Raw genomic sequence first — 24,731 nt, 5'->3', positions numbered from 1 at the left:
TTACGCAACTTAACTCAAAGGTAATTAATATGCGGCTAATATAATTCATTTTTCGTTAAACATCAGTGAAGCTATCGTTGAGGCGCACCCGGCGGATGGAGAGTCTCCAAGACAGCGGGATTAACTACGCCAATACACCTAGTAAAACGTTGATAAACAATAGGTATATCGATTTAGACTCGGACGGCCCGTCTACCAGGCGCCACAGAAGATCAGGCGATCGGCGGTCGGAAGGCTGAGCCTAAAGAGATAGAGTGGAAATGAGGCATTTGAGTGGCCAGGATAGACTCGGAACCGGCTACGCCAGGCCAGGGCGTAACGGTAAACAGCGTGCCTGTCACAGAGATCACCATGCAGTGATTACAATCTCCCTTACAAAATCCTTTGCCTTCACAGCAATGCTGAGCAGCGGGAAGCACATTTTGCTCATCATCGCAGCAGTGAGATTGCATCTTTGCACCGTCATCATGACAGTTATCGCCATTATTCATCTGCATCATAGGCATTTCATCCGCCTGCGCATAGGGGATCATCGCCATGCCATTAGCCAACAACACCTGGCCCAGCAAAGCGAGCAATGTGAAGATGACTAACGTGTGATGCCTAAGCGTTTGACGCATGATGTAACCCTATAATGAGATGATCCAAGTCTATCACGATATCAAGATGAGGCCTTGATAAAACTCACATTTCCAATATATCAAGGTCATCTAAATCGAGCGGCATTACTTCGCCAGCCAGATCTTTTCCATCAACTCCTGATGGTTCATCAGGGTAAGCTCCTGCTGCCGACCATTTTGCGACACCAGGCGCGCCTTAGGTGCATCAATGAAGGCCTCTGCGTCCTGCTGACTCAATATCTCGGGTAACACCAGGCGATAGGCATCATCAGCTTTGACATCTAAGGTTAAATAGAGCGGCTGCGAGGTCACCCAGACACCGGAATCATCGGCGTTATCGGCAAAGATGTCGCGATAGACCAGCTCCACCAGCTGCTTACCCGAATCTAAGGTTAAGACGCTCTGCTGATGACCTAGCTTAACGTCTCCACCTTGCACCTGTATCTCGTCGGGCAGAGTGAGGCTGGCGGCACTGGCGGCGTTAACCATGGCTAGGGCAAGGAAAGCGCTAAGCGTGCTGGTAACGAGTGTGCTGGTAAAGATATGACGTGTTTTCATAATCGACTCCCATCAGGCATAGGCCTGACAAATTGGCAAATTGTTGGCCACGCCATATGAGGTTAGCGGCGCGGCAGATTCGTATTCGAGCTTTGTACGTGCGTGTTACGCGGGTTGAAGACGAACCATTAACCAATGGGAGGGGGTGATAGGGGGGTGAGATCGGCGGTCTGTAGCGACCAACCAGTGGTCACAATCAGACCCGACACAGGCTGAAAGGCCAATGATGGCACGCTGGCACTCAGGTTACCTAGGGTCGAGGCGCAATGGGTCATGCAATCGCCCGGGCCCATTGCGGCGCACAGAGCCTCGCAATCCACCAGCGAGTTGTCGCCGGACATCTTGCATACCTGCCCCTGATGAGACATCTGCATGCCGGTCTTTACGGCTTGGGTGACCTGTGTCATCTCCTGGCTCATGACCTGACTCATTTCCTGAGGCATCGCCATATGATCGCCCTGCATCATAGACATGAGTGCACTGGGCATGGCCATGGCTGGTGTCAGAACAAACTGACCCAGTAGGGCGATGATCAATACAAACTTGCCGAAGATACGTGTCATATAAGCGAGAAAAACGTCATTAATTGAACCGGAATTACCATGATAGACAGGCGCCTTTAAAAAAGGTTCACTGCCTATTAAATTATTTTTCCATTTCGCGAACAATCGTCATATTAGCAATAGATAATAACCCCATAAAATCCAACGAAATCATTACTAAATAGTAAAAGTTGCGACGAACTTGTCATGTCATGGTCTTTACTATAACTTTAGTAAATGCGCATATATTATGAGCGATTTCACAAAATCTTGCTTATGTAAGATAGAGTTAGAGCTAGCTCTCATTTTACGGTTTTAAAGCCAGATCAAGCGGCGTCTTCTGGTTATACTCTCAGCTACAGAGATGCATTAAATATAATAGATATAATAAACATATTATTTTGGAGATAGAGTGATGAACTGGCGTGCACTATTCAAACCTAGCGCGAAATACTCAATATTTGCCCTACTCGTGGTGGGTATTGTAGTCGGTGTTGTGGGCTACTTTGCGACACAACAAACTTTACATGCAACCAGTACAGATGAATTCTGTATGTCTTGCCACAGCAACCACTCTCTGAAAGATGAGGTGATGGCGTCGGCTCACGGCGGCGGACGTGCGGGCGTAACCGTTCAGTGTCAAGACTGTCACTTGCCACACGGCCCGGTTGACTACCTGATCAAGAAGATCATCGTATCTAAAGATCTATACGGCTTCCTCACTATCGACGGCTTCAACACTCAAGAGTGGTTGGATGAAAACCGTAAAGAGCAGGCTGACCTAGCACTTAAATACTTCCGCGCTAACGACAGCGCTAACTGCCAGCACTGTCACACTCGTATCTACGAGAACCAGCCTGAAACCATGAAGAAGATGGCGAAGAGAATGCACGCCAACAACTTCAAGAAAGATGCTGACAAGCGTAAGACTTGTGTAGACTGTCACAAAGGCGTTGCTCACCCTTATCCTAAGGGATAATCCGCCAGCCTGACGGCAATCTAAGATTGCAATCTTGATCGAAAAACGCCTGATGATAATCATCAGGCGTTTTTGTTTTTGCGACCTAAAATGCGCGCCGTGATTGGCGACGCTGATAGACGCTAAGACAAGCTTATACCAATCACAGTAAACATGTGATCAGAAATAGCGCAGGAAAAACGCTTGAGAACAAAGCAGGATTTTTAGATAAGTAGTTATTCTACAATTAAAAATACTAATACAGTTATCGAGCGTTTTAACAAGCTAGAATGATCAATTATTTATTACGATTGGTATTATTTAGGCAGGCTCACATAGGTGCCCTGGAACTGGGCACAGCACTGCTCGCCGCAGTAGAGGCTCACCTCTAGCTTCACCTTGGCCCGCTTACCTTGGCCTAACAGGCTTAGATCTCCCTCCGGCTCATTGACCTTGGGCCAGGTCACCCGCGCCTGAGGCGATTCCCCCACGGGCGCCAGATAACGAATATCCGCCTTGCCCAGGACAATATCCCCTTCGACCCCGGCAAGTCGCTGCTGCAACCAGACCATGCCCCAGCCAGTCAGTGTCATCAGGGTATAGATGCTGCCGGCAAACATGGTGTGATGCAGGTTGATGTTAGGCGCCAGCGGCGCACTCACCGTCAGGGTCTTTTCCTGGTAGGTCTCCGGGGCTATCTGCATGAAGGCGCTGACGGGGATCGTCTCATGCCATGTGCGCTGCAGCTCGCCGAGTAGTTCCTGTATCTGCTGCATCATTATCACACCTGCAGATTAAAGGTGACCGGGCCGTCGTTGATCAGGCTCACCTGCATGTCGGCGGCAAACTCGCCGGTCTGCACGGGCACGCCCTGGGCGGCGCAGTAATCGACAAACGCCTCATAGAGGCGTTTGGCCTGCTCCGGGGTTCCGGCGCCAGAGAAGCTCGGGCGCAGGCCGCGGCCGGTATCCGCCGCCAGGGTAAACTGAGAAACCACCAACAGACTTCCGCCCACCTGCTTGAGATTCAGGTTCATCTTGCCCTGCTCATCGCTAAACACGCGATAGCTCATCACCTTGGTGGCGAGTTTCTCCATCTTAGCCTGGTCGTCTTCACGTTCGACCCCCAGCAAGACCAGGAGGCCCTTATCTATGGCGCCTATGGTCTGGCCATCTACATCGACCTTGGCCTGCTTCACTCTCTGTATTAAGGCAATCACTACCGCTCGACTCCTATTGCTTAACGCTTATCACGGCTACGCCCGTAGCCCTTATGCTTCTAGTTGGCTGACATCACGGGAATGGGTTTAATCAACTGCTCGGCGCTGTTGGGCAGGGCCTGCCCCACCCGCATCAGGGCATCATCTGTCCAGATAAGAAAACGGCGCAGCTCCTCCAGCTCCAGGGTGCCAACAAAGGTCGCCGCCCCCTGCACCTGGATCACCTTGCCCTCCTCCCTCAGGGTAAACTTGGCAAAGTTCAGCTTATCGTTCAGGGTGCCGATCAGCGCCACCAGCTCCTGGGAGCCCACCAGCTTAGGGCTCACCGCGTAGAAACGGCTCGCCAAGATACGGTCTATTCCCTCTGGATTCAGGCTTGGCTGCAGCACAAATTGATGATTCCCCAGCTGCACCCCCACCTTATTCGGCCCCACCTTCTTAGCCAGATAATTCTTGTTGATCAGCGACACCAGCAGGGCATCAGTGGCCAGCTCGTCGCTCATGCCGCTGAAATAGACCCGCTCTGGCACCGGCTGGGGCGTTCGCTCGGTCGCCAACACATTAGTACATACTACAAGCGCCAAAACGGCGATCAGTCTCTTCTTCATGTTATCTGCTTCCTTTAGGCTATGACGCTTTACTTGTCTGTTACTTGTCTTCTTTACCGGCGGCCAGATAACGCCCCATCTGGGTCACCGCCTCGGCGACCGCCAGGCACATCTTACTGTCGGCGAGGGTATGATAGCCACCCTTCACCAGGCGTGACCTCAATAGGCTAGGACCGTGTTCCACCAGAAACTCATCCACCAGACGCTGCGGGCAGACCCAGTCCAGCTCCCCCTGCAGTATGATGGTTGGGCAGGTGAGATCGCCACCTACCTTCTTCATCAGCCGATAGCCGCCAAAATATTGATTGCGAGCATAATGCAGCTCCACTCTCGCCAAGGCTCCGCCCTGCTCGGCCAGGGCCTCGCTTAACTCGAAGCCGGGGACGGCCAGGGCCAGCTCCCAACGGAGCCAACGCCATACACTGCTACGGCGAACCTCGGCATCCTGATGGCTAAATCCGGTCTCGAAATGATCAAATAACTGCTCGAGAGACTCCCCATGTCCGGCGGCAAACTGGCGATACTCACCGGAGAAGATCTGCGCCGCCCCGCCCCGGCCATAGAGCCATTGCATCCCCTCATATGAAGGAATAAACATGCCCCAATAGATCTGTGACAGCACTCGCTCAGGATAGACGCAGCTGTAGAGATACCCCAGGGTCGCGCCAAAGGAGCCGCCGAGCAGGCACCAGGCCTCGACACCCGCCCAATGACGCACGCGCTCGATATCTTTGACCAGGCTGGGAAAGTCATTATTGGCCAGCTCGCCACAGGGCTTGGAACGACCGGCGGCGCGCTGATCCAGCAGGTAGATATGAAAGCCGCGGTCGATAAACAGCCTCAATTCGAGAGGATTACAGCCGGCACCCGGTCCACCATGCAGATAGAGCACGGGAATGCCCTGGGGATCACCATATTGCGCCAGAAACAGCTGGTGCCCCTCGCCGACATCTATCCAATCCTGACGGATCAGCGGATGCGACTTAGCCGGACTCACCGCTTAGACTCGTCGAAATGCTCATCAGGCTCATCATCTGCCAGCTCCTTGTTCACCAGATCCATCAGACGCTTATCCAGATACTCAGGCATGGCCGCGGTGATCTCGGCGCCGATCAGGACGATGATCCAGGAGAGATACACCCAGACGAAGAGGATGGGGATGGTCGCTAGGGCACCATAGATAGCTTCATAGGCGGGAAATTCGGTGAGGTACAGGGCGAAGCCCTTCTTGCCCAGCTCAAACAGCAACGCCGCGACGATGGCGCCAAGCAGGGCGTGGAAAAACTTCACCTTGGTATTGGGCACCACCATGTAGATCAGCAGGAAGGTGGCGACCGAGAAGAACATGGGCAGACGCTCTACCAGGAGCGGCACCACACCGCTGAGATCCGTGCCGCTAAACAGCTTGAGAGACACCACATAAGAGGTGGCCACCAGGCTGGCCCCCATCAACACGGGCCCCAAGGTCAGCACCATCCAGTACATGGAGAAGGAGACCACCATGGAGCGCTTCTCCGTAGTGCGCCAGATGCCATTAAGCGATTTATCGATATTGGAGATCAGTAAGATGGCCACCACGACTAGGGCGCCGATACCCACAGCCGTGCCCTTAGAGGCGTTGGCGACAAACTCGTTGATATACATCTGCACGCTATCCCCGGCAGAGGGGATGAAGTTGTCGTAAATGAAGGTCTCGATATGGCTACGGATCCCCTTAAACACGGGGAAGGCCGACAGCATAGACATGGTCACCGCCACCATAGGCACCAGAGAGAGCAAGGTAACGTAAGCCAGGTGACCCGCCCGCATATTTATCTGGTCTTCCGCGACACGCTGCTTTAGATGTATCATGAACTGCCAGATACCCAGCATGATCGAACGAAGCAGGCTCACATCTATTCTATTTATCACGTTATTCTCTTGATTCAAGTGGGGTTAACTGCGTATCTTGGTACAGTAAGATTACAAGTTTAAAGACACTAGATACAAGTGTAAGGAATAAATTGATGTCCCAACAAGGTTCGGCTGGCAACGTGATTGCCGCCATCGCAAGCTTCTTCTTCCCAGGCCTGGGCCAATTAGTACAAGGACGCATCCTGGCGGCACTCCTGTTTTGTGTCGTCACCATAGTGGGCTATGCCCTGTGGTGGTTGATCGTCCCTGCCATCATAGGCGGTATCGCTCACCTGTGGAGCATCATAGACGCCGCTAAATTCAAGGCCGACTAACCGTCTAACAAGGAAATCGTCAGGATGAAAAAACTCATCACAGCAGCGGCCCTGGGTGCCGTCGTCATGCTCAGCGGCTGTCAGAGCGCCTACTATGGTGCCATGGAGAAGGTGGGCTACCATAAGCGCGACATCATGGTGGATCGCGTGAACGCCGCCAAAGAGTCTCAAGAAGAAGCCCAGGAGCAGTTCAGCTCGGCACTGGAAGAGATGCAGGCGCTGCTGAACCACGACGGTGGCGATCTGCAGAGCGCCTACGAGAAGGCCAGAGACGAATATGAATCTTCTCAGGAAGCCGCCGACGAGGTGAGCGACCGCATCGACAAGGTAGAAGATGTCGCCGAGGCGCTATTTGACGAATGGCAGGCGGAAATTAGCGAGATCAGCAAGGCCAGCCTACGCCGCAACAGCGAAACCAAGCTGCGCGAGACCCGTCGCTCCTACGAGCAGCTGGTACGCACCATGCGCCGCGCCGAGAGCAAGATGCCGCCTATCCTGACGGCCATGAAAGACAACATGCTCTACCTCAAGCACAACCTCAACGCCCAGGCCATAGGCGCCATCAAGGGCGAGTTTGCCAGCCTGCAAACCGATATCTCCAGCCTGATCAAAGAGATGAACAAGTCGATTGCCGAATCCAACCGCTTCATCCAATCGATGGAAGGCAACCAGTAATATTCCGCCTAAAAGCGCCTAGGATTGCCTGGGCGCCTTCGCTTTAAACCTTTACTAATAATCTAGAAAATCCTGCTTTGTGCTCGAGCGTTTTTCCGGCGCTATTTCTGATCACATGTTTACTGTGATTGGTATAACAACCGGATATAGATCTCCTTCCCCCTATCGAATCGGCTCGATTTCGCGAGTCAGCGCACAAAACCACGAACCGCCACGAACTAACCACGCCAGCAGCGCCTCTTACTAATACATTCAATGACTTGGCAAGCCAGTATGAGCCTTATCGAATCCCTTACCCTCGCCTTAGCCTTACTCTATAGTGTCAGCCTGCTCTACTGGAGCGGCAAACGCTGGGGCGCCGTCGTCAGTGGCGCCGCCCTAATGGGCGCCGCGCTGGTGACCCTCTATTGGCCACTGTTTATCGCCCTGCTGTTGGCTGGCGGACTATTGGCCCTGGGCCACAGGGTTAGACCCGAGCTGCTCAAGGGAGATGTACGCGCCAACACGCTCAGGGAATGGATACAGCACCTGCTGGCACTCTCCATGCTGTTGGTCGGCCTTCAGTATGGGGCCAATGCCATCATGCTTAAGCTAGGCATTACGCCCTACCTGATACGCCCCGACGTGGGCGACGCCTTCCTGCCTATCGCCGGGGCCATAGAGCTTAAGGCGATCATCACACTGGGTATCTGGGATCAAAACCACCCGGCCGCCGCCGTGATGCTCACTGTGGTGATCCTCACCGGATTGCTGTGCAAACGCGCCTTCTGCGGCTGGGCCTGCCCACTGGGGCTCGCCGGGGAGTACCTCTACCGACTCAGGAAACGCTTCATCAAGCAGGAATTGCTGCCACCGGCCTGGCTCGACTGGCCGCTGCGTATGCTGAAATACCTGCTGCTGGCGGGCCTGCTCTATATCGTGCTCGGCATGCCGTCAGCCTCGATTCCCCACTACCTCGAGGGTAACTATCATAAGATCGCCGATCTCAAGATGGCGCTCTTCTTCATCACCCCTGGGCTTATCACCCTGGCCTGCTTCGTCGTCATATTGCTGCTCGCCGCCTGGCGCCGCCAGGGATTCTGTCGCTACATCTGCCCCTACGGTGCCCTGCTCGGCCTCACCAGCTTCTTGAGTCCGTTTAAGATCCGCCGCAGCACTCAGCACTGCCTCATCGAGGCCAAGGGGATGAATTGCGACAAATGCACCCGCGCCTGCCCAGCCAACATCAAGGTACATGTGCAAGGAACGGTGCGCTCGGACGAGTGCCAGGCCTGCATGCGCTGCGTCTCAGCCTGCCCTAAGCCAAAGGCGCTGCATCTCAGTACCCGCAACGGTATCAAGCTGTCGGCCCGCGGACTGACCATCATGCTGTTACTGCTGCTGTTTATTATCCCGCTGATTGCCTATGTTGGTGGGTTCTGGGTCAGCCAGACGCCGACCGAGATCAGGATGTATTTGATACAGCATTTGGGGTCAATAGGGCATTGATGGCCTTGGAATAAAGGCTGTATATTTGCCATTTGTTGCGGCCCGCGGCGTTGTCATTTAGTGAGGTAATCTGAAGGTCACACCTTCGCTGCAGCCTATCACCAACGGTGGGGTTTAGGTATTTGCTACTAATTGAGTCAGTTTGAAGCTCGCGCCTTCATCGCTACCAATTGCCTGCCGCAGGCTTTATGTGCAAACACTTCTGCGACGCGCCGCAAGCACCTCCCTGTGGGCTCTACGCCAGCATCCATGCTGGCGAAGGCCGCAGCCGTGTTTACACCAGTATCTAACGTCTCTTCGATTTGGCTTTGTTTTTAAGGCTGAGAGATTTGGCTTTTTGGATCATTTTGAATTTATGATATATGTTTGAAGACCTTATCTTCGCTGTAACCTCACACCTGCGATGTACCCATGTGCAAACTTCTCTTAGCAAAAGTGCATAGCACATGACTTCATCAGTTTGTTATCAAACATGTCAGTCGTCGTTTTGCATTACTGGGGCAATAATTAAATAGAGCATAAAGCTGGCCCAACTAACAAAAAATGTGGCGAATAACCAAATGGCTTTTTCTTTCCTTCCTACTCTTTTTGACTTGCCAATAACAACCAAGGGCACGAGCCAAATTATCAATACTAAAAGAAGGGGAAACCAGCTAATAAAAAAGTTTACATATATTGAATTATCTTCCTGCATTTATGATTCTTCCATGTCTTAAGATACTTGTTAGCGCAAAAGCCGAATATAACAATCTTTAAGTCCTAATGCACTCCAAAACGAAAACAGTAAGGATTTGAATTTTATAACAATGTAAGTATTGTTTTTCAATTCAAAAGTTACCACAACCAAGACAAGAGAAGCTTGATTTATTACTGAGAAGAGGCGAGATCTCCAACGCCTTCTGATACAAGCAAGGCTGGCACCGGGAAGGCAACAGATAACGCTAAATCGAAGAGATGGATAACTCGGTGTAAACACATTTGTGACCTTCCGAGGCATGGATGCCGAGGTAGAGCTCACAGGGATGTGCTCGTAGCGTGTCACAAATTTGTTTGCACTTGGGCCTGCCGCAGGCAATAGATTGACCACCAAGCCATGGTGTCAAATAACTCACCTGAACAAACGTATAAGCCAGAAGCTTAGTTGCTTAAATTCATCACCTCGAACGACAACAAATAATGCTTAATCGAAGAGACGTTTAAATAGGGGTGTAAGCACGCTTTTGGCTCTCGGCGGCATGGACGCCGCCGTGAAGCCCACATGGATGTGCTTGTGGCGTGCCAAAAGAGTGCTTGCACATCCCCCGCCGGGCAGGCGATAGGTTGACCATGAAGCCATAGAAACAAACAATCCCACTAAACACCAGTTCAGGTCGACGCTAAGAAACGAAACGCCTATGGCTCTCCAGCTGCACCTGCCGCAGGCAATAGATTGACCACCAAGCCATGGTGTCAAATAACTCGGCTTAACAAGCCTAGCAGTCAGAAGCTCAATAGCTAAAGTCCTTCACATCCCCCGCCGGGAAGACGACTTAAAGCGGTGAAGGTACACTCCCAATGAGCAGGATGTGTATCGCCCTCAAATATAATGAAAATGCCCGATCACCTCTCACCTTCACTACTGGTAAAATATAAAACAATCAGCAAGTTCCAAAGTAACAGCCGAACTCAGCGCACTGGTGCGACGCCGGTGTTCAAACCGCGAAGAAGCGATTGCCACCTCACGCCCACAAACGGAATAGATAGAAGATGTATGACATTTCGATAGTCCTCTTTGATGAATTTACCGACATAGATTTCTTCCTGATGCGCGACATTCTTGGCCGAACCCAGTCGGATTGGCACGTACGGGTACTTGGCACCAAGGCATTTCACACCTCCACTTTGGGCCTCACAGTGCCAACCGATGGTCATGTTAGTGAAGCCAACAGTGCCGATGTCGTCCTCTTCACCAGCGGCTATAAGGGTGTCCCTGCCGCATTAGAAGATGAGGCATTTATGACGGCTCTCAGCCTCAACCCCGACAAGCAACTCATAGGCTCCATGTGCGCGGGCTCGTTCATCTTATCCAAACTTGGCCTGCTGGATGGCATTAAGGCGACGACCCACCCGGATGCCAAACCGGGTCTGGTGTCTATGGGCGTCGATGTACAAGACAAGCCTCTGGTGGTTGAGGGCAATATCGCGACGGCGGGTGGTTGTCTATCGGCACTCTATCTTACCGGCTGGCTGGCCGAACGACTGTATGGCGAGTCAAAACGCCGCGAGATCCACAGACAGCTGATTCCCGCGGGGCAGGCTGAGATCTTCGAGCCTCTGATCAAAGCCGCCATCGCGGATGCCGTCGAGAGTACCGTCAAGAGTGCCGTCGAGGGCGCCAAGCAAAGATAACTCCCTTAGCGCCAGCCTAGGCGAGCAGCTCATCAGATTATCTTTAACGGCAAATCTGCCATTTATCAGTATTTGGGCTGCAAATACTGCAGCGGCGTGCTGCCAGTGTGTTGCTTGAAGAAGGCGATGAAGGCGCTGTCGCTGGAGAAGGCCAGACGATAGGCGACATCGTTCACCTGATGACCGCTGGCGAGCAGGGCGATCGCCTGTTGCAGTCGCCACTGCTGGCGCCAGTTTTGGTACGCCATGCCCGTCTGACGAACAAAGATGCGGCTGATGGTCTTGCTGCTGGCACCGAGTCGCTTTCCAAGCTGCTTGAGGGTCGGCACCTCACAAGGGGCGGCTTGCAGATTGCTCAGCCAAGCCTGCAGGCGTCGGTCACTTGGCATAGGCAGCACCAGATGGCTCTCCTTTGCCTGCACCAGCTCCTCGAAGAAGAGGCGGTAGGTGTTCACCATGGACGTCGATGCTTTATCCCAGGGCCAGAAGGCCATGCGCTCCACCAGCGCCTTCAACAGGGGATTGACCTCGAAGATCCGGATACGATTGTCTATGGCCTGAGTCAGGTGCGGCGCAAAGTAGAGCGAGCGGTAATCTACCACACGATTCATCACCACGCTGTGGCGACACGCCGGCGGGATCCAGGCGGCGCGAGTCGGCGGTAACACACAGTGAAGCCCCGACAGCGTGATGGTCATGCAGCCCTGCGGCGCGTAGAGCAACTGCGCCTTGGCGTGACTGTGCATGCCCGAGTCATGCTGCCCCAGACGCGCAGCGATGCCCACCACCTCGGCATCTAACGCATCGGGATTAAACTCACAGGTTTCATCGATAAATGCCACAAGTCCTCATTTCGATATTTTTTGTCTTAATCATATTATTTGGACTATAGCAGAGGCCGTTAGACTGCACATCCTTTTGATTTCAGCGAGTCTAAGCCATGAACACCACGCCTTCTATCCCCCTGATGGTGCTCCTCATGATGTTTCCTCAGATAGTGGAAACCCTCTATAGCCCGGCGCTTCCCTACATTGCCGCCGGCTTCGGTGTGCCGCTGGCACTGGCCGGGCAGACGCTGTCTATCTATTTCCTGGCCTTCGCCGCTGGCGTGGTGTGCTGGGGCATACTGTGTGACTACTTTGGCAGGCGCCGCACCATGCTAATCGGTCTGATGCTGTATGGCATCGCCGCCTTTGCCGCCCTGTGGGTGCCGAGTTTCGAGTGGCTGCTGGCAATGCGCGCCCTCAGCGCCTTTGGCGCCGCAGTGGGCTCAGTGGTCACCCAGACCATGCTCAGGGACAGCTTCGATGGTCCCTCTCTGGCTAAGGTGTTCACCTACATGGGGATGGGGATCGCCATTAGCCCTGTGGTCGGCATGTTCTCTGGCGGCCTGCTGGCCAGCCTGGGCGGTTACCGGGCGGTGTTTCTCTGCCTGTGCCTGCTGGCGCTGCTGCTCGGCGCCGTCTGCCTGAGCGCACTCCCCGAGACTCAGCCCAAAACTCAGCCCGAGCCCCAGCCTGCCAGTCGACAAACAAGGCCATTATGGTCACTCACCCTGCGGATGGCGACAGATAGCAAGATCTGGCACAGCGCCGCCTTAGTGGCGGGCTTCAACGTCTTGCTGTTTAGCTACTATCTGCAGGGGCCGTTTCTGTTTCAGCGTCTGGAGCTGAGCACCCAGGCATTTGGCTATAGCGGTTTGGTACTTGCCGCAGGCACACTGGTCGGCAGTTTGCTGAATAAAGCCTTGTTGCGGCGGGCCCTGCCTCAACCCCGGCTACTGCAACTGGCCAGCCTGTTGGCACTCATAGGCGCCTTTGGGGTTTACCTCTTCGAGACTCAACTGGGCTTCTTGCTGCCGATGGTGCTGATAGTGACCGCCTTCGGTATCGCCATTCCCAACATCCTCAGCCAGGCCTTGGTCGATTATCGGGCTCAGGCTGGGGCCGCAGGCGCCCTATTCGGCCTGACCTATTATCTGATGATCGCACTCGGTCTGGCACTGGTGAGCCAGAGCGAACAGCTGGGTGGCCCGTTAGTGATCACCGCCCTGCTGCTCGGCCTGGGCATCTGGGGCAAAGGCCTAAAAGCCTGAACCTAGCTTGAAGTAGATGGCATTGTCATCACCGCTTCTCGCCAGGTCGACGCCCATGTGGATACCGTAGCGGCGGGCAATCTGATAACGAAAGCCTACGCCGTAGGCGTTGACCGAATCTTGGTTGTCGTGGCCGGAGTCGTTGGCGGTTTGGCCATAGCCGTAGAAGCCAGACACAGTCCACCTGTGATCGAAGTGATACATAACTTGAGACTGCACGCTCGCCACTTTATCGCCCTGATACCGAAACGCCGACACGCCGCGCAGGTTAACGAAGGGTCTGGCCGTGGGGGTCAACTCATTGTCATCGCCATAGAGGGCATCAAAGCTTGCCGCGGCGGCAAAGGTCCAGTGATCCGACATTGGCACGTACACCTCACCACTGACATTGAGGGTCTGATAGTTAGTATCGGAGCCCAGATGCTCATCAAACACCATGTACTCACTCGTCAGCTGATAACCTTTCTTAGGGAAGAACATGTTGTCCCGGGTATCGTACTCGACCACCAGCCCCAGGCCTGAGGTGGTACTCGTGTCTCCGAGGCGATTTTGCAAGATCCAATCGACGATGGGATCGGAGGAGGACACGCTCGACTCACTCCAGATCTGCTTAACCCCAAGCATCAAGGGCGTATTGGCCACCCTAAACTGCGCCTTCTGCAGCGCGAATAGCGCCTTGGTCTGGGTATCGAACTGAATTGCATGCTCGGGCGGCAGGAGCCCACCCAGACGCGTGTAGATATCCAGGTTGGCATTGGCAACACCCGCAATGCCGGTATAGCGAATGCTGTCTTTCAACCAGGAGTGACGATGACCGGCAAACGCCAGCCAGGTGCCATTTTCGGTGCCCGCAGCACCGACCAGTGTCATGGCGGCCGGAACCAGCTGGGCACCGCCCTCTATTGATTCGCGGGCCTTTTGCATGCGTAATGCCTTCTCCTCCTCGGTTTCATGGAGAAACAGGCCCACCAAGCCTCCCCCCACGCCGATGGCGGGTTCGGTGATCACCACGGGAATAGGCAGAAAGCCGTAGGCGTTCTCGGCAAGATGACGACCAAGGTCCAGCTGACCATCCTGCTCATCGAAGAAGTAGCTGCTATCGGCGACGGCCTGTGACGATGCCATGAGCAAGGCACAGTAAAGTAGTTTTCTTATCATGGTTGTAACTCACTAAATTATTTGAAAAAGAACTCTGCTCTTCACCACTGATGATGTGGCACTAAGCACTAAGCACTAAGTACTATGCTCAAAGCAGATGCAGCACCGCCGAGACGACAATCATCATCAACATGCTCGATGTGATGTAGGAAAGGGTCAGTGCATAAAAGGTATCGTCGAGGGCTCGCTGTCGATAACCCGCGGCCATCTCAATCCCTCTTTGCCGATGAGCGGCGACCCGACCCATCAACTTAGCTGGCTGGTCTAGGTTGAAAATCCAAAAGGCGAGCCAAAATGAGAGCAGCTGGGAGATCAGCACCACACAGAAGCCAATCAGGGAGATCTGGATGCCGCTCACCCTTATGGCATCGAGCATGTGCGGCCCGTAATAGAGGCCGGTGACCGCGGTAAACGCCAGTAGCGACAGGTTACGCAGATAACTGCTGGTATTCTCGGGCAGTAGCTCCAGCGGGTTGACCCTGTGGCAGGCCCAGCCCACAGCGATACCCGAGACTAGGCTACTCAGCCCCATGCTGAAATAGAGATACAGGCCGCCGATATCCAGATGCCAGAGGCTGATGAGATAGGCCACCACCAGGCCCAGCCCGAAGAGCGCCTGGTTGCCCCCGTGATGGGGGAGATCCTGGCCAACATCTTGTTTTATGGCCTGTATGTCGTCGGAGCACCCAGTGATCTGCAAGATATCATCGCGGTTTACCACTAGCTCTGGGGTGATCTCCAGGGCCTGCTCGTCTCTGAACACGGCCGTGATACATACGGCTCTCTGACCACCTCGGTTGATCGCCGTTTTAATTTGGTGCAGCGACCGGCCGACAAGCTGTCCATGCATCAAGATCAAATGGTTCTCTTCGCTGCGATCAGGTTCAAGATCGCAGGGCAGCTCAGTGCCTAAGAGGTTGTCATCGAAGTAAAACAAGGCATTGTGGCATCCGGTAATCGTAAGCACATCGCCTGCAACAATGGGCGCATCCTCGACCGGCTTAGCACCTGTGGTGGCTCGCGTTAGCGCAAAGAGAGTATCGATAGAGGGCTCATTGAGCTGCGCCAGAGTCTTGCCCACGACGGTACTGTCGGTATTGACCCGAAAGACACGTCTGACGATATTACTGCTGGTATCGATAGCATGACGTGTGGCCGTGTCCCCCAACGCTCGCGCCGTGGCGGCTGGCAGCAGCCAGGCGATCATCAACACAGGTCCCAACACACCGAATATGACGGTGGCTATATAGCCTAAATGCACCTGGTGCTGGGCAAGCTGCTTAGCCGTTTCCGTCAATCCCGGCAGTCCACCGATCACCTCGCCGGCCTCGCTGAGAATTTCCGGGTGGACAAAACTTCCAGCCGTCATGCCTATGGCCATGAATAGATTCAGATCAAACAGCCAGCTGGCAAGGGCCAGGGTCATTATGGCGATCAGGCTCATCGACATACTGGCCACCAATATCGATCTTCGGCGCAGCTTGAGCGTGTTGATGAGACGGTATCCCCCCTGGTACCCCACCAGATACATGAAGATCCCGAAGAAGACCCATCTGATGGACGGCGCGACCTCGCCCCCCGCCTGACCTATGAGCATGCCCACCAGCAAGGTGCCGGCTATGCAGCCCAGACGAAACCGCCCCAGCCTGATCTTACCCACCAGATAACCCAAGATCAGGGTGATCAAAATGGTTAAATAGGCAGATATATTCAAAATGTCTTGTAATGCTTCCATCGTCTGGTCACTTCTAAATCGATAAGGTGTGCAAGGTGCATAGGGGAAGCACCTCGATTACCGATAGATTTTATGCGCGACGATTAGAGACAGATAATCACCTATGAAGGATGAAACCCTTCATAAAGCGCAAGACGCGGTTTAAACAGACTAAACAAACAGTAGGAAATGTCGGTTTTGCCAAGCACAGGGGGAGGAAGGCAGGCTAAAAGTGAGGGCCTGCCAGAAAGAATATCAATAAAGGCTAACTGTTAGCGTTATCAAGCGCCTTCAGGTAATCAGTGATGCACTTGGCGATGGTCTGCTTGATCAGCATCACCTGCTTCGAATGTTGGCTCCATAAAGACACGGGCACGAGCACCGCCTCTTTCATCTGCTCAACCTTAACCTCAACAATATCATCGGAATAATACTCAGAAAACGCTATGGTGCGAGGCAGTAGTGCCCAACCCATCCCCTCCTGCAGCATCCGGATGATCAGCGTCTGCTGATCCACCACCTCATAGTGAGAAGAGAACACCACGCGATCGGCCATGTCATCGTCGAGCATAGATTTCAGCACAAACTGACGCGCCGTCTTCATGGCCGTCATGGTTTCACTCGGTGGCAACTTAGCCAGTTCATTGTTCTTACTGGTAAAAGGCACAAAAGCCATGCTGCGCATCGCCACAGAATCTATGCTGTTGACCACCTTGCCCTCGAACACATTCACCAGACCGAAATGAATCGAACCATCCTGGATCCCTTTCTTAATTTCGGCTTTCGAACGAACCAGAAGGTTCACTCCCATGGTGGGAAAATCTTGCATCAGCGCCTTGCGTATCGCCGTCAGCACCTGCTGGGGAATAAAGCTCGCGTAGGCAATGGTGATAGACTCCAGGCCACCATAAGACAAACTCAAGGCCATACGGTCGAAGGTACGTGTCTGTTCTATGGCTTGCTTCGCATAGTGATACAGCAAGGTGGCGTCCTGCGTCGGCTCAACGGATCGACCAATCCGCTCAAACAGGGTGATGGCCAGTTGGTCTTCGAGGTTAGTGATCACCTGGCCAATGGTGGTGCGATGTTTATCCAGCTTTACTGCGGCCTTACTAAAAGACTTAAACTCATAAACCGTAACAAAGGCAAGAAGTTGTTCTAAGCTGAAGTTCATCATCTACTCCCTTAAAATAGCCGACACCTATGGCCTGAAAAAGGCCTGATCATTGCGCTAAGCTAGCATATCCCATCAGGTTTGTTGATCTAATTTGATGGGTTTAATCCATCAAACACGATTACCGCTCCCCCCGCCACCGCACTAACATCTCTAGCCTAGAGAAGAAACCTTAGCTTCACATCGAGGCAAAACACCGCTTTCACCACATAAGGCTAATTACAGATGAACATCATGCCCCACGAAATAGCATTAGGCGATGTCTATTTCCCGCCATTATTGCTTGTTGGCGTAATGGCTTACGTCCTTACCAACGTTTTTAGCGCGATTGGTATCAGGCTCGGCTGGCACAAATATATTGCGGCGCCGGCGCTCACAGAACTGGCCATCACCATCATTTTAGTTGGCGTGATTAGCCAGTTTATTTCCATTTTCTAAATAGGTATCAAGATGTTTAAAAAATACTCCCTCACACTGCTGATTCTGGCGGCCGCCACTGCGACCCTGTATAGCCAATATCAGACCTATCTGGAAAACCCTTGGACCAGAGATGGACAGGTCCGTGCCCACGTCATTCAGGTGACACCGAGAGTCACGGGACAGATCATCAAGATGCAGGTGGAAGACAACGCCCAGGTCAAACGCGGCGATCTCCTGTTTGAAATCGATCCCAGCCTCTACCAGGCCAGCCTGAACAAGGCGATCGCCAATGAGAAACAGGCGGCGACACTCCTGAGTAAGGCGCAAAATGAGGCCCGTCGTGCGGTGAATCTCGAAAAGCTCACCCCAGGGGCGCAGTCTGAACTGACGCTCAACAACCTGCAGAATGCCATCGAAACGGCCAAGGCTAATCTATTGATGGCCAAGGCTCAGGTGGAAGAGGCCAGATTAAACCTGCGCTATACCAAGGTCACCGCCCCGACAGATGGCTATATTACCAACCTTAACTATCGCGTCGGCTCACAGGTGATCGCCAACAACCCTGTGGTGGCCTTGATCGATGAGACCAGCTTCTGGATTGAAGGCTTCTTCAAAGAGACAGATCTCGAGGATGTCGACGTCCATGACAAGGCAGAAGTCACCCTGCTGATGCACGGCAAAGAGATGCTGCAAGGCGAGGTACAGAGCATAGGCTATGGTATCGCCAAGGCCGACGGCAGCACTGGCAACGCCCTATTGCCTAACGTGAACCCCAGTTTTCAATGGATCCGTCTGGCGCAGCGCATACCGGTCAAGATTAAACTCGATCACCTTCCCCAGGACGTTCAGCTCAGGGTCGGCATGACCGCATCGGTAAAACTCCACAAACACTAAGGTGGACAGATATGCTCAGCTCATCCATTAAAGAGGCGATCAAAGTCTCCCTCGCGGTCACCCTGGCTCTCGCGCTGGCGTTGTGGTTCCAATGGGAGAAGCCCTATTGGGCGGCCATCACTGTAATCGCGATATCGGCCAGCGAGTCTTTCGGCCACGGCCTTCGCCAGGGTAAGCTGCGTCTGTTGGGTACGCTTGCCGGTATCTGCTATGCGCTGCTGCTGATAGGTCTCTTCTCTCAGGAGCGCTTGCTGTTCATCGTATTTTTCCATCTGTTTTTGGGATTCTGCGTCTTCTTCGGTGACAACAAACGCTATGGCTATGCCTTCACCATGTCATTTGCCGTCTTTGCCATCGTTGCCATGATGGGCGGCAGCAATGGCACCGCCTCCTTTGATATCGCTATCCTAAGAATCCAAGAAACCCTGCTGGGCGTCTTGGCCTACTCGGTGGTGTTTCGTTTTCTGTGGCCGACAACCACAGAATCCCTGTTCTTCGACACCCTGGAGACAGTGACTAAACAGTTTCGTCAGGCCCAGAAACACTTGAGTCAGGCATTGGCAGATGGGCAGCGGCTGGATACTCAAGCGGCTTACTTAGATAACCAACACCATATCGACAGGCTAGATGAACTCTTGGCCCTGTCGGTTCTCTTGCGCCATGAAAAAGCCAAATGGCAGAGCATTGTGGGCGCCTGTGATGGCATACAAGCGCATCTGAGCCGACTGGTGAGCGAAATAGACAAACAGGAGAGTGCTCAGTCGCCAGATGGGCAACCTGTGCCACTAAGCCCTCAACAGCTAGGCCCTGAACCGCTAAGTCCTGAACAGCAAGTCTCAGAGCAAATAATCCAGGAGCAGGCTAGTCTTGAACCGCTAAGCCTTGAACAGCTAAGCAATGAACTTAAGCAGCTCGAGGCCGCTATCCGCGAGGACCAATCAAAATGCCAGGCGCTGGCAGACTATTGGGCCAAACAGCGTCCAGCCATAGTGGCAGACAAGGCGCCTCGCTATAAGGCGCTTAAGCCAAGGTTAACCAATGCCTTGACCGCAATGGCGATCTCTTCAACCTGTTTCGGCCTATGGATCTACTTTGCGATACCGGGTGGGCCGATATTTCCGCTCATAGGGGCGGCCTTAGCCAACGCCGCTGTGTACTTGCCGAGCAGCCTGATTCGGCCGGCAAAGATGGCGTGTCTCGCCTGGGGCGCACTGTTTCTGGCCGAATACTGCTTAATCTTGACCCAGATGACAGAGCTGTGGCAGTTGCTAGCCTTCTACGGTATCAACATGCTGTTGATCTATGGTTGCTTCAATAAACCCTCCCATGCGGTGATTCGGCTACTGGGCGGAAACCTACTGCTGATCATGACCATGAACGCACTCCATGGCACGCCCCAATATGAGATCGTCACCCCCATATTGATGCTGGTGATCGTGTTGATCGGCTTAACCGTGACCCGGTTTTACATGCGCCTGCTGAAAGAGAAACCGCTATAAGGCCGGCAAGCCGTCGCGATAGCACTTGCGGCTGGGTTCCTCCAGGGAGCACAGCCGCAAAATTTTTTCATACTTTTGAGAAATTTTCCGCCACACCACTAGGCTCGCCCCTCGGCAGCCAGACCAGTCCCGCCAGAAAACAAAGGCAAAACAAGATACAAAACAGACAATTAAATAAAAACCGCTCGTTTCTTACGCCTTCTGACATTGAAGGGTTTCATCCTTCAAAGGCGATTACTTAATTGTCACATCTGCTCATAAAATCCCCTCATCGAATGAAGAAACCGATAACAGATTGAGCAGCTCAACCCTGTGTCGAACCACTTCAACAAATAACAAAGAGCCCTACATCAGGGTTCGGCCAGTTAAACCAAGACTGGGCAAACGAAAAGGGTTTCCAGAATGCAAAAGCTTCAATTTCGTACCATCAAGATGACTTCGGGCAAGACAGCCATGCTTAAGGCGATTCCTTTAGCGCTGGCCCTCTCTTTTGGCAACTCGGCCTACGCCGATGCCGAAGCCCCACAGGCGGCGCAAACCGCAGCAGCCGATGCGTCACAGTCGATACTGGAGCGTTATGGCATCACAGACGAGCTGCTCAAGCTAGGCCTCAGCTCTCTCACCTACGGCGATCAGCAGGTTGAGCACGTTAAACGTTCCATCGAGGTCGATGGCGAGAACCATGAGTCAGAGGTCTTTCTGGTGCAAAGCACAGATAACCGCGGCAACATAGATCTGCGCATCAAGTATGATCAGGCTAAGCTCGACGAAGAAGAAGATGTGATTGCTAAGATAGAGGCGATCACCAAGATTGAGTATCGCCTAAAAGATTACATGGACAGCTATGACAAATCGTCATTAAAGGTCAATGAAATCAGCCCAAATCATGTCGAGATTAGCTTTAACTACTCAAAATATGGTTTGCCACAAGATATCGCCTATTTTCGTTTTATGCATGTCACCCTGACCCTGATCGACGGCAAGCCCAGCACCATGCAGATCACCAACAAGGGCGAGTCCTTCGAGTATGATGACTATCACGTGGCCGACTATGTACAGGACATCAGCTTCGATACCCTGGTCAATGGCAAGACGGTCGTGAAGGAAAAGACGATTCAGGCCAAAGGGCAGAAAGGCAAAAAATCTGTGAATTACATGGCCAAGCTGAAGCCTGTCGCCTTCTACGACGACATGCTAGGGGTACTGGTGATGGATCAAGAGCTACTGAGCACTGTCTCAGATCCGCGCATTCGCGAAGAGAAGGTCGACCTGGACAGGCTCTTCCCCATCCTGGGTGACTTCGTACGCCAGCGCGGTATTGATGTCCCCCTGCCTTTCGGTTTCTCGGTGGCCTATCGCAACCAGGATATGGATGTCGGCTTCAGCAGTTTCGACATCATGGGATTGAATCTGGACGAGTTTTTTGACCCGGAAAGTTCGATCGGTACAGTGAATGCCGAAAGCTATTCACTGCGCGCCGACGTCAACATATTACCCTTCTGGAACGTGTTCGGCTACGTTGGCAAGGTCAATGTCGATGCCGTGGTCGATGCCCACTATACCGGCAAGATGAAGGATGTGTTCGAAGACAAACTGGGGGTAGTCGGCGGCAAGTTGGCTTGTGCCGCAGTGGCGAGCAAGGGGGTGGATATCTGCTCGCCGGGTGAGCTTAACGTACCGCTGCACCTCGAATACGACTTAGTCGGCGTGGGCACCACCCTGTCGGTAGGCTATAAAGAGTTCTTCGCCTCGGTGACCGCGAGCTACAGTAAGACGCGCCTGGAAGGCAACGACCAGTGGGGCGATGGCATCTTAACCATTCAACCTATGTTGGGTTATCAGTTCCTCGACTATCGTGCACAGGTCTTTGTCGGTGCCGAGTACCAGGGACTCAAGCCGACGATGGAAGGCAACTTAGGTTACATAGACGCCCTGGGACGCGACTTTACTTACAATGTCGGTGTCGAACTCAACAAATGGGCCTACCTGGTAGGTTTCAACAAGCAGATAGGTAAAAATCTCAACTTGACCGCCCTGTACAACAAAGGCGAAACCAGAAGCGCCTTCACCCTCAACCTGGGTTATCGCTTCTAACCTGCACCGCTCCAAAAACGACTCAATCTGTTAGATTGGGTCGTTTTTTTATGCCTAGCATTTGGCAACATCTGCAGTGTCATGACTCTCCAACCAAGCTCGGCATCCAGACTCGCAAGAAGGACGCAAACTCTTGATTTGCCGTGCTATCAAGCCCTCCAGTTAAGTGAGGATTCGATCCTTCATAGCCGATTATTGAATGGTCAAAAATCAAACTAACATAGCCCCATCAAATGAGCCCAGCTCACCCAAATCCCGATAGATGGAGTCTAAAATGACCATATTTTCTCGCTCGACCATAGCCGTATTGGTATCACTGTCGTTAGCCGCCTGTGGCGGTGATGACCAATCTGGTGGCAACCCGCCGATCCCCGAAAAACCGGCACCTGTCGAGCCGCTACCCGCCCAGCAGATAAATGTGCAGATCGGCCAGCAGCAGATCACCGCGATGAAAGAATCTGTTGTGGTTGACGATCTTCAGGGCGAGGCGGCGCGCGTCGAGCTCGAGGCCTTCAAGGGCATCTCCTATGCCAGTGCCGCTCGTTTCGAACATAGCCAGCTCAATAGCCTGGACACGGTGACAGATGCCACCGAGTTCGGCGATGCCTGCCCGCAGAACCGCACCACAGAACAGGCTCAGTCGGAAGATTGCCTGAATCTCAATATCTGGCGCCCGGAAAATACGCTAGCCGAAGCGGCACTGCCCGTTTATGTGTTTATTCACGGCGGCGATTTTGAGGTCGGCTCTGGCGCCTCACCTCTGGTGCAGGGCGACAATGTGGTCGCTCAGGGCGCGCTGGATGGTAAGCCATTTATTGCCGTCACGCTTAACTATCGTCTTGGACTCTTAGGCAGTCATTGGGTCGACGGCACTAAGACCCCAGAGGGAGGCAACTTCGGCCTTGGCGATCAGAAACGCGCGCTGGAGTGGGTAAACCAAAACATCGACCTCTTTGGCGGCGATCCCGACAACGTCACCTTGATTGGTCAGGACGCGGGCGCCATGTCAGTGGGCATCTTACAGCAGAGCCAAACCCAGGAGAACATTGCCGGCACCTATTTCCGACGCGCCATCATGCAGAGCAACAGCTATGGATTCGACTACAAATCCTATGGCCAGGCACAAACCTTTAACGACAAGTTGGCCGACTACAGTGCAGCGCTGTACCAAACCGAAAACCTAGCGGAACTCAGCCTTACCGAGCTGCTGGCCGTTCAAGCCAAAGCGACCAGACTTGTGTCGACGGTCGGCGCCTGGTCAGGCATAGACTGTATCGACACCAGCGATCTGATTGGTAGCGGCCTATGTTTTGCCAACAAGCTAGACAGCGAGATGACACCACAGCATCACCTGAAGCCATTTGCGCCCTACATAGAGTATCGCGCCCCGGGATTCCTCAAGCCTGAAATTGGCGGCTACCACCTGACCACTCAGCCCGCAAAAACCGAGTACACAGTACCTACGGTCGTCGGCTTTAACAGTAACGACAGTGCCACAGCCAGCTTCTTGCCGAGCCTCACCTCACTGATCCCAACCGTCATTGAGCTGATCAAAGAGATGAATGAGGCGCCAGAGGGGATAGAGCCGTCGGCGCAGGCCATTCAAACCTGGCTGGCGTCTCAAGACAACCTGGAGCGACTCCAGCAGCGCTTGCAACAGCTCACGCCTGAACAAGTTGCCGCACAGCTAGACCTTGGCGATACGCTGCCTGGCAGCGCCTACGAGGCCATAGTGAAATTCTTCTTTGGTTTAGGCAATGGTGAGCTGGCTAACAAGTTGTTTGCATTGACCGATTACGCCCCTAACGACGAGGGTGAACTCTCTGGCGCCGTCGCCAACATGGCGCAGTTTAATCAACTGACCAACGACATACTGTTCAGCGGCCCGGTTCACGTTAAGGCGAAGCAGAGCAGCGTTCAGGGCCTGGTGGCCACCAGCTTGTATCAGTTTGCCTATAAGCCGAGCTTCAATAGCTGGACCGTATACAACGAAGGGGAAAGCATCTACCCAGGCGATCTGGTTAAGTCAGTCAGTTGCATGGGCAAGATATGCAGTGGTACAGAGCTGCCCTTCATCTTCAACAAGCCATACAACTTGGCCGGCAGCCAGGTAAAACCAAGCAGCAAAGATCAGCAGCTGATGAACACTCTGTCACGTGTCTGGTTTAGCGATGAGCTATTCGCCGACTATCAATACGATACGGCCACTGACAGGGTATTGACCATTCAGGCCGACGGTGAGATCTCCCCTATCACCGACTGGGATGCACAGCAAAATAGCGCTCAGGATCCCGAACTAAGAGGCGGTCGTCTGAGCGGCCTGGAAGACTTAGGCCTGATCATGAGTTACTTCGATAAATAAGCCTTGAATCCCCGTCACCAAGGCCGACTGGTTAACC

23 protein-coding genes are annotated in these 24,731 nt (G+C 53.3%); 11 read left to right on the top strand and 12 right to left on the bottom strand.

Features of this window, described 5'->3' with window-relative positions; genetic code table 11:
• Positions 1-212: 212 nt before the first annotated feature.
• The 3 genes from DB48_RS03350 to DB48_RS19620 all read right to left on the bottom strand — a co-directional run bounded on the left by DB48_RS03350 (position 213) and on the right by DB48_RS19620 (position 1,741).
• The gene (locus DB48_RS03350; protein ID WP_041508908.1) at positions 213-620 is read right to left on the bottom strand and encodes a hypothetical protein; all 408 of its coding nucleotides are present in this window, start codon (positions 618-620) and stop codon (positions 213-215) included.
• Positions 621-725: 105 nt separating this feature from the next.
• Positions 726-1,178 carry a DUF2057 family protein gene (locus DB48_RS19625; protein ID WP_052813638.1) on the bottom strand — a complete coding sequence of 151 codons (453 nt, stop codon included), beginning with the start codon at positions 1,176-1,178 and terminating at the stop codon, positions 726-728.
• 128 nt (positions 1,179-1,306) lie between these two features.
• A complete protein-coding gene (locus DB48_RS19620; protein WP_052813637.1) occupies positions 1,307-1,741 on the bottom strand; it encodes a hypothetical protein in 435 nt (144 codons plus the stop codon).
• A 394-nt stretch (positions 1,742-2,135) separates the two neighbouring features.
• Between DB48_RS19620 and DB48_RS03335 the strand changes: the two genes are divergently transcribed.
• A complete protein-coding gene (locus DB48_RS03335; RefSeq protein ID WP_041508907.1) occupies positions 2,136-2,699 on the top strand; it encodes a NapC/NirT family cytochrome c in 564 nt (187 codons plus the stop codon).
• A 296-nt stretch (positions 2,700-2,995) separates the two neighbouring features.
• On the opposite strand, the gene DB48_RS03330 is transcribed toward DB48_RS03335, so the two are convergent.
• From DB48_RS03330 to DB48_RS03310, 5 genes are read right to left on the bottom strand one after another with little or no spacing between them, the layout of a single operon-like run.
• Positions 2,996-3,457 carry a thioesterase domain-containing protein gene (locus DB48_RS03330; protein ID WP_041508906.1) on the bottom strand — a complete coding sequence of 154 codons (462 nt, stop codon included), beginning with the start codon at positions 3,455-3,457 and terminating at the stop codon, positions 2,996-2,998.
• 2 nt (positions 3,458-3,459) lie between these two features.
• The gene (dtd, locus tag DB48_RS03325; protein ID WP_041508905.1) at positions 3,460-3,897 is read right to left on the bottom strand and encodes a D-aminoacyl-tRNA deacylase; all 438 of its coding nucleotides are present in this window, start codon (positions 3,895-3,897) and stop codon (positions 3,460-3,462) included.
• Positions 3,898-3,956: 59 nt separating this feature from the next.
• Positions 3,957-4,505: a hypothetical protein gene (locus tag DB48_RS03320; RefSeq protein ID WP_041508904.1), complete on the bottom strand. Its 549-nt coding sequence runs from the start codon at positions 4,503-4,505 to the stop codon at positions 3,957-3,959.
• Positions 4,506-4,545: 40 nt separating this feature from the next.
• Positions 4,546-5,502, bottom strand: a complete 957-nt coding sequence (locus DB48_RS03315) for an alpha/beta fold hydrolase (protein WP_041508903.1) — start codon at positions 5,500-5,502, stop codon at positions 4,546-4,548.
• Positions 5,499-6,377, bottom strand: a complete 879-nt coding sequence (locus DB48_RS03310; RefSeq protein ID WP_415837094.1) for a virulence factor BrkB family protein — start codon at positions 6,375-6,377, stop codon at positions 5,499-5,501. Before DB48_RS03310 ends, DB48_RS03315 begins: the two co-directional genes overlap by 4 nt.
• A 134-nt stretch (positions 6,378-6,511) precedes the next feature.
• Here DB48_RS03310 and DB48_RS03305 point away from each other — a divergent pair, with 134 nt between their 5' ends.
• From DB48_RS03305 to DB48_RS03285, 4 genes are all read left to right on the top strand, one after another.
• Positions 6,512-6,733, top strand: a complete 222-nt coding sequence (locus DB48_RS03305) for a hypothetical protein (RefSeq protein WP_011867341.1) — start codon at positions 6,512-6,514, stop codon at positions 6,731-6,733.
• Between the two features lie 24 nt (positions 6,734-6,757).
• Entirely contained in the window at positions 6,758-7,408 is a 651-nt protein-coding gene (locus DB48_RS03300) for a DUF2959 domain-containing protein (RefSeq protein ID WP_041508902.1), read from the top strand.
• A gap of 273 nt (positions 7,409-7,681) precedes the next feature.
• Positions 7,682-8,896 carry a 4Fe-4S binding protein gene (locus DB48_RS03295; RefSeq protein ID WP_041508901.1) on the top strand — a complete coding sequence of 405 codons (1,215 nt, stop codon included), beginning with the start codon at positions 7,682-7,684 and terminating at the stop codon, positions 8,894-8,896.
• A gap of 1,746 nt (positions 8,897-10,642) precedes the next feature.
• Positions 10,643-11,284, top strand: coding sequence for a DJ-1/PfpI family protein (locus tag DB48_RS03285; protein WP_041508899.1), 642 nt, complete (start codon positions 10,643-10,645; stop codon positions 11,282-11,284).
• A 65-nt stretch (positions 11,285-11,349) separates the two neighbouring features.
• Here the strand turns inward: DB48_RS03285 and DB48_RS03280 are convergent, their stop codons facing one another.
• Positions 11,350-12,126 carry an AraC family transcriptional regulator gene (locus DB48_RS03280; RefSeq protein ID WP_041508898.1) on the bottom strand — a complete coding sequence of 259 codons (777 nt, stop codon included), beginning with the start codon at positions 12,124-12,126 and terminating at the stop codon, positions 11,350-11,352.
• 98 nt (positions 12,127-12,224) lie between these two features.
• On the opposite strand from DB48_RS03280, the gene DB48_RS03275 reads away from it, so the two are divergent.
• Positions 12,225-13,379 carry a multidrug effflux MFS transporter gene (locus DB48_RS03275; RefSeq protein ID WP_041508897.1) on the top strand — a complete coding sequence of 385 codons (1,155 nt, stop codon included), beginning with the start codon at positions 12,225-12,227 and terminating at the stop codon, positions 13,377-13,379.
• On the opposite strand, the gene DB48_RS03270 is transcribed toward DB48_RS03275, so the two are convergent.
• From DB48_RS03270 to DB48_RS03260, 3 genes are all read right to left on the bottom strand, one after another.
• Positions 13,368-14,537 carry a BamA/TamA family outer membrane protein gene (locus tag DB48_RS03270; protein WP_041508896.1) on the bottom strand — a complete coding sequence of 390 codons (1,170 nt, stop codon included), beginning with the start codon at positions 14,535-14,537 and terminating at the stop codon, positions 13,368-13,370. The genes DB48_RS03275 and DB48_RS03270 overlap by 12 nt on opposite strands.
• Before the next feature lie 88 nt (positions 14,538-14,625).
• Entirely contained in the window at positions 14,626-16,272 is a 1,647-nt protein-coding gene (locus DB48_RS03265) for a hypothetical protein (RefSeq protein ID WP_041508895.1), read from the bottom strand.
• A 244-nt stretch (positions 16,273-16,516) separates the two neighbouring features.
• Positions 16,517-17,425 (bottom strand): LysR family transcriptional regulator, encoded by a 909-nt coding sequence (locus tag DB48_RS03260; protein ID WP_041508894.1) that lies wholly within the window; start codon positions 17,423-17,425, stop codon positions 16,517-16,519.
• A 225-nt stretch (positions 17,426-17,650) separates the two neighbouring features.
• On the opposite strand from DB48_RS03260, the gene DB48_RS03255 reads away from it, so the two are divergent.
• The 5 genes from DB48_RS03255 (at position 17,651) to DB48_RS03235 (ending at position 24,694) form a co-directional block, all read left to right on the top strand.
• Entirely contained in the window at positions 17,651-17,863 is a 213-nt protein-coding gene (locus DB48_RS03255; protein WP_041508893.1) for a DUF1656 domain-containing protein, read from the top strand.
• A 12-nt stretch (positions 17,864-17,875) separates the two neighbouring features.
• On the top strand, positions 17,876-18,739 hold the full coding sequence (locus DB48_RS03250) for an HlyD family secretion protein (RefSeq protein WP_041508892.1): 864 nt from the start codon (positions 17,876-17,878) through the stop codon (positions 18,737-18,739).
• 11 nt (positions 18,740-18,750) lie between these two features.
• Entirely contained in the window at positions 18,751-20,238 is a 1,488-nt protein-coding gene (locus tag DB48_RS03245; protein ID WP_041508891.1) for an FUSC family protein, read from the top strand.
• Between the two features lie 402 nt (positions 20,239-20,640).
• Positions 20,641-22,332 carry a hypothetical protein gene (locus DB48_RS03240; protein ID WP_041508890.1) on the top strand — a complete coding sequence of 564 codons (1,692 nt, stop codon included), beginning with the start codon at positions 20,641-20,643 and terminating at the stop codon, positions 22,330-22,332.
• Between the two features lie 274 nt (positions 22,333-22,606).
• A complete protein-coding gene (locus DB48_RS03235; RefSeq protein WP_041508889.1) occupies positions 22,607-24,694 on the top strand; it encodes a carboxylesterase family protein in 2,088 nt (695 codons plus the stop codon).
• Positions 24,695-24,731: the final 37 nt, after the last annotated feature.

Origin of the sequence: Shewanella sp. cp20 (genome assembly GCF_000832025.1) — a bacterium.
Lineage (GTDB): Bacteria > Pseudomonadota > Gammaproteobacteria > Enterobacterales > Shewanellaceae > Shewanella.
This window is presented reverse-complemented; position numbering and strand designations above follow the sequence as displayed.

Coding starts and splice junctions, on each gene's coding strand:
- DB48_RS03350 (WP_041508908.1), bottom strand. CDS start 620: ATGCGTCAAACGCTTAGGCATCACACGTTAGTCATCTTCACATTGCTC.
- DB48_RS19625 (WP_052813638.1), bottom strand. CDS start 1,178: ATGAAAACACGTCATATCTTTACCAGCACACTCGTTACCAGCACGCTT.
- DB48_RS19620 (WP_052813637.1), bottom strand. CDS start 1,741: ATGACACGTATCTTCGGCAAGTTTGTATTGATCATCGCCCTACTGGGT.
- DB48_RS03335 (WP_041508907.1), top strand. CDS start 2,136: ATGAACTGGCGTGCACTATTCAAACCTAGCGCGAAATACTCAATATTT.
- DB48_RS03330 (WP_041508906.1), bottom strand. CDS start 3,457: ATGATGCAGCAGATACAGGAACTACTCGGCGAGCTGCAGCGCACATGG.
- DB48_RS03320 (WP_041508904.1), bottom strand. CDS start 4,505: ATGAAGAAGAGACTGATCGCCGTTTTGGCGCTTGTAGTATGTACTAAT.
- DB48_RS03310 (WP_415837094.1), bottom strand. CDS start 6,377: ATGCTGGGTATCTGGCAGTTCATGATACATCTAAAGCAGCGTGTCGCG.
- DB48_RS03305 (WP_011867341.1), top strand. CDS start 6,512: ATGTCCCAACAAGGTTCGGCTGGCAACGTGATTGCCGCCATCGCAAGC.
- DB48_RS03300 (WP_041508902.1), top strand. CDS start 6,758: ATGAAAAAACTCATCACAGCAGCGGCCCTGGGTGCCGTCGTCATGCTC.
- DB48_RS03295 (WP_041508901.1), top strand. CDS start 7,682: ATGAGCCTTATCGAATCCCTTACCCTCGCCTTAGCCTTACTCTATAGT.
- DB48_RS03285 (WP_041508899.1), top strand. CDS start 10,643: ATGTATGACATTTCGATAGTCCTCTTTGATGAATTTACCGACATAGAT.
- DB48_RS03275 (WP_041508897.1), top strand. CDS start 12,225: ATGAACACCACGCCTTCTATCCCCCTGATGGTGCTCCTCATGATGTTT.
- DB48_RS03270 (WP_041508896.1), bottom strand. CDS start 14,537: ATGATAAGAAAACTACTTTACTGTGCCTTGCTCATGGCATCGTCACAG.
- DB48_RS03265 (WP_041508895.1), bottom strand. CDS start 16,272: ATGGAAGCATTACAAGACATTTTGAATATATCTGCCTATTTAACCATT.
- DB48_RS03260 (WP_041508894.1), bottom strand. CDS start 17,425: ATGAACTTCAGCTTAGAACAACTTCTTGCCTTTGTTACGGTTTATGAG.
- DB48_RS03255 (WP_041508893.1), top strand. CDS start 17,651: ATGAACATCATGCCCCACGAAATAGCATTAGGCGATGTCTATTTCCCG.
- DB48_RS03250 (WP_041508892.1), top strand. CDS start 17,876: ATGTTTAAAAAATACTCCCTCACACTGCTGATTCTGGCGGCCGCCACT.
- DB48_RS03245 (WP_041508891.1), top strand. CDS start 18,751: ATGCTCAGCTCATCCATTAAAGAGGCGATCAAAGTCTCCCTCGCGGTC.
- DB48_RS03240 (WP_041508890.1), top strand. CDS start 20,641: ATGCAAAAGCTTCAATTTCGTACCATCAAGATGACTTCGGGCAAGACA.
- DB48_RS03235 (WP_041508889.1), top strand. CDS start 22,607: ATGACCATATTTTCTCGCTCGACCATAGCCGTATTGGTATCACTGTCG.